The organism is [Bacillus] enclensis, from assembly GCF_001456935.1.
GTDB lineage: Bacteria > Bacillota > Bacilli > Bacillales > Bacillaceae_B > Rossellomorea > Rossellomorea enclensis.
Genome location: NZ_KQ758496.1, coordinates 20,817 through 28,543, shown reverse-complemented (window position 1 = coordinate 28,543; position 7,727 = coordinate 20,817). Strand labels below are relative to the sequence as shown.

Below are 7,727 nucleotides of genomic sequence, written 5' to 3'. Positions count from 1 at the left end.
CCCTCGAGATGAGATTTCCCATCACTTTATGTGAGTAAGATCCCTGGAAGATGACCAGGTAGATAGGTCAGAGGTGGAAGCATGGCGACATGTGGAGCTGACTGATACTAATCGATCGAGGACTTAACCACAAAGAGTCATTTTTAAATGAACAACACGGCAATACCGGTATTCTTGACATCAATTCTTTATCTAGTTTTGAAGGAACAAACCTTCAATTGAATATTCGTCTGGTGATTATGGCGAAGAGGTCACACCCGTTCCCATGCCGAACACGGAAGTTAAGCTCTTCAGCGCCGATGGTAGTTGGGGGATCTCCCCCTGTGAGAGTAGGACATCGCCAGGCAAATAGAAAAAAGGGCAGCTCTTAGGAGTTGTTCTTTTTTTTGTGTGGAGCGAAACGATAAAGGTATAGCAGTGGATAATGTTGACCAAAAACGTCTGCACATCTTTTTATTAAAACCATTAAATTTTTCACCTTTTAAGCCCGTTAATTTGTTTATTTTAATAAAAACCCTCGTCCATGTTGAAAAGAGAGTCGTGTTCTTCTTAAAAACGTGCCTATTTCATATAAATATCAAGAAATTGAATAACAGGTTCGCGGCCAGATCCGATTTATTATCGAAAATCGGCTTTTTATTATCGAAATCAACGAAAGGATTATCGGAAATCGAACTTTTATTATCGAAACGGAAAATTCTATTATCAAATCCTTCGGAATATGATTGCATCCGTCCCCTTAATCTCACAAAGCAGCATTTATTATCAATCTCTACCACCAGACACCACTAACCGGCTGCCGAGCCCCCCGTAATACCAACAGTTACCGAAAAAACCTCCCCTCCGCTCATACACCATACACCTAAAACCTCTCAAAATTGCTATCCCGCACCCCCATGAAGTATCATTTAACTATGAACATAAACGAAGGAGGAGATCGATATGACTTCCATCTATGATTTCACTGTTGCTAAATCGAATGGGGTAGAAACCTCGTTAGAGGAGTATGAGGGGAAGGTTTTGCTTATCGTCAATACAGCAAGCAAGTGCGGCTTTACGCCTCAATTTGAAGAACTGCAGGGCTTGTATGAGGAGTATAGAGAGCAGGGCCTGGTTGTGCTGGGTTTCCCGAGTGATCAGTTCATGAATCAGGAATTTGATGACCAGGATGAGATCATCGAGTTTTGTCAGACAAATTATGGAGTATCGTTCCCGATGTACAAGAAAACGGATGTGAAGGGAAAGAGTGCGCACCCGTTATTCAAATTTTTGACGAAAGAAAAGAAGGGACTGCTGGTGTCGGATATCAAGTGGAATTTCACTAAGTTCCTGGTGGATAAAAACGGAGAAGTGTATGAGAGATATTCTCCGCAGACGAATCCTAGAAAAATTGAACATGACATCAAGTCGTTGTTGGATCGATAATGGAAAGAGGAGGAGGGTTGAGTTTCCTTCCTCTATCCGCTACATCTTCTGCTTCAGTATATCCAATAGCAGATAGGGTGCCTTCTGGGTTGTGACGTTCAAAAAAGACCGGATGATCGGGTAGTCTTCGTTCGTGCGGTTCTTCAATAGTTCGACCCACCATTCTGTTTCATACCTGGCTATCATGCTCAGGTTATAAAGGACGGCATAGTGAATCAGGAGTTCGGGCAGCATGTTCGCTTCATTCCGGATGCTCGGCAGGCACAGCCTGTCGCTGCCCAGATGCCATCTGACCGGAAGCTGTTCACTGATGTGAGGGATATGAAGGGTATCCTCTTTCGTCCATTGATTCTTGCCGGTCAGCTTTTCATTCAGATACTGCTTGAAAAGATCTTTTGACATATTGAAGTTGTTCAGTACCGACTCATCCAGGACAAGTTCATTCTCTGGATTGAACCACAGCATCGTCTTTCTTTTCAAGAGGACTTTAAATGCTTCCTCCAACTCAGGGATCTGTACGAGCAGGTCTTCCATCTTCAGTTTTTCACCAATGATATGTTTCGCTTGGAACACCAGGGTTGAGAAATGAGAAAACAACCCATTCTTTTGAACCTTCACTTCATCCTGCAAAAAATGATATTGCTGCTTTTTTCTTTTTCTTGATGTCACCCCGTGGGCGAGTACCTGGGTCGTTTCCGGGTAGAGCGGATCCTCCGTCAGGACAATCGCTTTAATAAAATGGATATAGCCGTAAAATAATAAGATTGGCTGCAGTGACAGGGGAGATTGCAGAGCTTGTTTATAATAAAGCTCACCCTGTTCGAGATAATACATGAATGGATAGCAGTTTTCGTAGCTTTTTGTTTCAGCCTGCGCGAAACCGATTTGTTCATATCCATTTTTTAAAAATTTCTGGGAATATTCAGCAGACTGAAAGTAGTGAATGAAGTCCCAATGCCGATGTATGCTTTCCAATTCGTCACCCTCTAACAATTCTGAAAAATTAAACTAATTCTGATGTCCTTGACAGTATTTTAACCAATTGATAACCTACTAATAATATTTTGGGACTAGGGAGGCCGAAAAATATGTGGGAATCTAAATTTGCTAAAGAAGGTTTAACGTTTGATGATGTTTTACTAGTACCTGCAAAGTCTGAGGTATTACCGAAAGATGTGAGTATTTCAGTTGAACTGACTGACTCCATTAAGCTGAATGTTCCAGTCATCAGTGCCGGTATGGATACGGTGACTGAAGCTGAAATGGCGATTGCGATGGCACGCCAAGGCGGACTGGGAATCATCCACAAGAACATGAGTATCGAACAACAGGCTGAGCAGGTTGATAAAGTAAAGCGTTCAGAAAGCGGCGTTATTTCTGATCCATTCTTCCTGACTCCTGAGCATCAAGTATTTGCTGCTGAGCACTTGATGGGCAAATATAGAATCTCTGGTGTTCCGATTGTGAACAATGAAGAGGAGCAAAAATTGGTGGGGATCTTGACGAACCGCGATCTGCGTTTCATCCAGGATTTCTCCATCCAGATTTCTGATGTTATGACAAAAGAAAATCTGGTGACAGCTCCGGTTGGCACTACCCTAGATGAAGCGGAAAAAATCCTTCAGCAGCACAAGATCGAGAAGCTGCCGCTCATCGATCAAGAAGGCGTATTAAAAGGTCTGATCACAATCAAGGATATTGAAAAAGTCATCGAGTTCCCGAACTCGGCAAAAGACAGTCAGGGCCGTTTGTTGGTCGGGGCTGCAGTGGGTGTCTCAAAAGATACTGCCACACGCGTAGAGCATCTTGTGAAAGCACATGTCGATGCAATCGTCATTGACACAGCACACGGACATTCAGCAGGGGTTATCTCCACTGTCAGGGAAATCCGTGAAGCATATCCTGACTTGAACATCATCGCAGGAAATGTTGCAACAGCCGAAGCAACGAGAGAATTGATCGAAGCAGGTGCTGACGTCGTAAAAGTCGGTATCGGACCTGGATCTATTTGTACAACTCGTGTTGTTGCAGGTGTCGGTGTACCTCAGATCACGGCTGTTTACGATTGTGCAACGGAAGCCAGAAGGCATGGCAAATCCATCATTGCAGACGGCGGGATCAAGTTCTCAGGTGATATCGTGAAGGCACTTGCTTCCGGCGGACATGCTGTTATGCTTGGAAGCCTGCTGGCGGGTACATCTGAAAGCCCTGGTGAAACAGAAATCTTCCAAGGCAGACGCTTTAAAGTCTACCGCGGTATGGGCTCATTGAGCTCCATGGAAAAAGGATCGAAGGACCGCTACTTCCAGGAAGATGCGAAGAAGTTCGTTCCTGAAGGCATTGAAGGCCGCATCCCTTACAAAGGGCCGCTTGCGGATACCTTGTATCAGTTGATCGGCGGACTTCGTTCAGGCATGGGATACTGCGGTACGAAGAATCTATATGAACTTCGGGAACATGCGCAGTTCATCCGTATGACGGGTGCAGGTCTTCGCGAGAGCCATCCGCATGATGTGCAGATCACGAAGGAAGCACCGAATTATTCATTATCTTAATGTAAGAAAGGGCCGGCTTATAACCGGCTCTTTTTTTATGGGAAAAAAGGTAAATGGAGAATGCCCCAAGTCCCTTGTCCCATACCAAAACTAGGAATATTCTCTGTCTATTCTTACCTTTCGAACTATGATAAAATAACGAAGGTGTACATAAAAACTTGGAGGGCTAAAAGTGAAAAGAAGTTGGGTTCAAAAATCTTTTGTTTGTTTCTTGGTATTTTTGATGGCAATGAGCATGGTTCAAAAACCGGCAAGTGCTCAAGGGGATCTCGATGTTAACGCAAATGCTGCGATTTTAGTAGAAGCAAGTACCGGTAAAGTTTTATTTGAAAAGAATTCCGAAACTGCACTTGGAATTGCTAGTATGACAAAAATGATGACCGAATACCTTCTGCTTGAAGCGATTGATGAAGGAAAGGTTAAGTGGAATCAAAAATATACGGTTCCTACAAATATTTCTCAGATGTCACATAACACTTCGTTAAGTAATGTTTCTTTACGTGAAGAAGCGACTTATACGATTAAGGATTTATATGAAACCATGGCGATTTATTCAGCGAATGCATCAGCGATGGCCATTGCTGAAACCGTTGCCGGCTCTGAAGCGAATTTTGCGAAAATGATGAACAAAAAAGCCGAAGAACTTGGATTAGAAAACTATAAATTCGTTAACTCATCAGGTTTGAACAACAAGGACCTCGCTCCTTATGTCGATCAGGTTGTCGGTGGAGCGGATGAAGAGAATGTGATGTCCGCAAAGGATACGGCGACTCTTGCTTACCGCCTGATCAATGATTATCCTGAGGTGCTAGAGACTTCTTCCATTGCGAAGAAAGTGTTTGCTGAAGGTACCGATGACGAATTCGAAATGCCTAACTGGAACTGGATGCTTCCTGGACTGGTTCGTGAGTACGAAGGCATGGACGGACTTAAAACTGGAACGACGGATTTTGCAGGAGCTTGTTTCACAGGTACTGCGGAACGAAATGGCATGAGGTTCATTACGGTTGTGATGGATGTGAAAGTACCAGCGGGTGAAAATTCTTATGATGCACGTTTTGCAGAAACAAGAAAAATGCTGGATTATGCTTTTAATAACTTTACAATGCAAGAACTGATCCCTGCCGATTACAAAATTAAGGGACAGAAAACCCTTCCTGTTGTGAAAGGGAAAGAAAAAGAAGTCGGCATCAAAGCTGAGTCTGCTTTGAATATGGTCGTGAAAAATGGCGAAGAAAAGATGTACAAGCCTAAATTTGTAGTCGACAAGAAAAAGCTGAATGAAGACGGTAAACTGACTGCGCCGGTTAAAAAGGGCGAAAAAGTCGGTTATATTACATTGGAATCAAAAGACAAGAATGATCTTGGATACCTGACTGACAAGGGATCCAATGGAGCTAAATCTTCTGTCGTGACAGTCGAAGGAGTCGAAAAAGCAAACTGGTTCGTCCTTTCCATGAGAGCTGTCGGAGGTTTCTTCGGAGATATCTGGGGATCCGTCACTTCCACTGTAAAAGGCTGGTTCTAATTTCATACGATGACTCCAGGCCCTCACATGGCCTGGGGTTATTTTTATAAGGGAATGGTCATGAGCAAGCAGGGGATACTTCCATTAAATGCATATACCGCATAAGTTAACCGACTCCTTATTTCGTCTTGACATAACCTTGTTTTTGTTGTTTATTTAGCAGTAGGGCAATATCATCATTCCGATTGTTTTAGTCACTTTTTTCTTCTGTGATAACCTAATTAAACAGTTCCAGCTGTTGATTGGAGTGGAAGACGAAGACTCCTGCGGGAGAAGTGGCCAATGTGAGACATGTCTAGCTCCGGCGGCTAGCCCCTCGAGGTCATAAGCTAAATGGTCCAAGAAGGCAAAGAACGCCTTTCCGGCCCATTCATCTTATGCTTGTCGGGGCTGAACGAGCCGCCTCTGCTTTTCCACTCCGGAGGCGAAAGCCGAGGAGGCTCACGGGTCACCCGCGGAAAGCGAAGTCTTCCACGGAAATCAACAGCGGCTTTTATAGAGTATCTTTGTAAGAAATAAGGACAGGCATAGGATAAATATAAGGGGGATACATAAATGAATACTGGTACAGATCGTGTTAAAAGAGGTATGGCTGAAATGCAAAAGGGCGGCGTCATCATGGACGTCATCAATGCAGAACAGGCCAAGATTGCTGAAGCTGCAGGTGCAGTTGCGGTAATGGCTTTAGAACGAGTTCCAGCTGACATCCGTGCTGCGGGCGGCGTAGCGAGAATGGCAGACCCTCGTATCGTCGAAGAAGTAATGGGAGCAGTTACGATCCCGGTCATGGCGAAAGCGCGTATTGGCCATATCGTTGAAGCAAGAGTACTTGAGTCGATGGGTGTTGACTACCTTGATGAAAGTGAAGTACTTACACCAGCCGATGAAGAGTATCACTTGAATAAAAAAGACTTCACGGTTCCATTCGTATGCGGATGCCGTGATTTAGGCGAAGCGGCACGCCGTATCGGTGAAGGTGCATCGATGCTTCGTACTAAAGGTGAGCCGGGTACTGGGAACATCGTCGAAGCGGTTCGTCACATGCGTAAAGTGAACGCTCAGGTTCGCAAGCTTGTCAGCATGAGCACAGATGAAATCATGACGGAAGCGAAGCTTTTGGGTGCTCCATATGAATTATTGTTAGAGATTAAAGAAAACGGCCGTTTACCGGTTGTCAACTTTGCAGCTGGCGGTATCGCAACACCGGCTGATGCTGCTCTTATGATGGAATTGGGAGCTGACGGTGTATTCGTAGGTTCCGGTATCTTCAAGTCTGAAAACCCTGAGAAGTTTGCGAGAGCGATCGTTGAAGCGACTACTCACTACCAGGATTACAAACTGATTGCTGAGCTGTCAAAAGAACTTGGCACAGCGATGAAGGGTGTAGAGATCTCCTCCATCCTTCCTGAACAGCGCATGCAAGACCGCGGATGGTAAGAGGTAGACAATGATGAAGATAGGTGTACTTGGACTTCAGGGAGCAGTCAGAGAGCATGTTAGATCAATTGAAGCATGCGATGCCGAAGCAGTGGTCGTAAAGCGTGTAGAACAGCTGGATGGACTTGACGGCTTGATCATGCCGGGCGGAGAAAGTACGACGATGCGCCGCCTCATTGACCGCTACGGTTTTTTTGAACCACTCAAAGAATTTGCGGCAAGCGGAAAGCCGATGTTTGGAACATGTGCAGGTCTCATCCTGCTTGCGAGACAGATAGTCGGCTATGATGAACCGCATCTTGGTGTCATGGATGTAATCGTCGAACGCAACTCCTTCGGACGACAAAAGGAAAGCTTCGAGGCCGACCTGAACATCGCGCATGTCGGCGATCATTTTAACGCCGTATTCATTCGTGCCCCTCACATCGTAGAAGCCGGGGAGGACGTCGAAATCCTCGCCAAGCACAACGAAAGGATCGTCCTCGCACGTCACGGACGATTCCTGGGATGCTCATTCCATCCCGAACTCACAGACGACCATCGCCTGACGGCTTACTTCATCGAGATGGTCAAAGAATCGAAAGAAAAAGCTGTTTTATAATATGGTTTTGCCCATCCTTGATACTTGGATGTGAGTAGATCCCAGCTGTTGGTTGGAGTGCAAGACGAAGACTCCTGCGGGAAAAGCGGCCAATGTGAGACCTGTCTAGCTACTGGGCTTAGAGGCACATGTCATAAGCCAAACCGACCAAGAAGGCAAAATACGCCTTCGTGGCCGATTC

6 protein-coding genes and 2 rRNA genes are annotated in these 7,727 nt (G+C 45.0%); 7 read left to right on the top strand and 1 reads right to left on the bottom strand.

Annotation, left to right across the window (positions count from 1 at the left end):
* From AS034_RS21885 to AS034_RS21875, 3 genes are all read left to right on the top strand, one after another.
* Positions 1-131: ribosomal RNA gene (locus AS034_RS21885) — 23S ribosomal RNA — on the top strand; the annotation flags it as partial.
* A gap of 98 nt (positions 132-229) precedes the next feature.
* Positions 230-346 (top strand): 5S ribosomal RNA (gene rrf, locus AS034_RS21880).
* A gap of 596 nt (positions 347-942) precedes the next feature.
* Positions 943-1,425, top strand: coding sequence for a glutathione peroxidase (locus AS034_RS21875; protein ID WP_032087148.1), 483 nt, complete (start codon positions 943-945; stop codon positions 1,423-1,425).
* A 39-nt stretch (positions 1,426-1,464) separates the two neighbouring features.
* On the opposite strand, the gene AS034_RS21870 is transcribed toward AS034_RS21875, so the two are convergent.
* Complete coding sequence (locus AS034_RS21870) at positions 1,465-2,400, bottom strand: YaaC family protein (RefSeq protein WP_064564723.1); 936 nt, start codon at positions 2,398-2,400, stop codon at positions 1,465-1,467.
* A 113-nt stretch (positions 2,401-2,513) separates the two neighbouring features.
* Here AS034_RS21870 and guaB point away from each other — a divergent pair, with 113 nt between their 5' ends.
* The 4 genes from guaB to pdxT all read left to right on the top strand — a co-directional run bounded on the left by guaB (position 2,514) and on the right by pdxT (position 7,546).
* Positions 2,514-3,980: an IMP dehydrogenase gene (gene guaB / locus AS034_RS21865; protein WP_032087149.1), complete on the top strand. Its 1,467-nt coding sequence runs from the start codon at positions 2,514-2,516 to the stop codon at positions 3,978-3,980.
* Positions 3,981-4,152: 172 nt separating this feature from the next.
* Entirely contained in the window at positions 4,153-5,508 is a 1,356-nt protein-coding gene (locus tag AS034_RS21860) for a D-alanyl-D-alanine carboxypeptidase family protein (RefSeq protein ID WP_032087150.1), read from the top strand.
* A gap of 555 nt (positions 5,509-6,063) precedes the next feature.
* The gene (gene pdxS / locus AS034_RS21855) at positions 6,064-6,945 is read left to right on the top strand and encodes a pyridoxal 5'-phosphate synthase lyase subunit PdxS (protein ID WP_032087151.1); all 882 of its coding nucleotides are present in this window, start codon (positions 6,064-6,066) and stop codon (positions 6,943-6,945) included.
* 10 nt (positions 6,946-6,955) lie between these two features.
* Positions 6,956-7,546 (top strand): pyridoxal 5'-phosphate synthase glutaminase subunit PdxT, encoded by a 591-nt coding sequence (pdxT, locus tag AS034_RS21850; protein ID WP_032087152.1) that lies wholly within the window; start codon positions 6,956-6,958, stop codon positions 7,544-7,546.
* Positions 7,547-7,727: the final 181 nt, after the last annotated feature.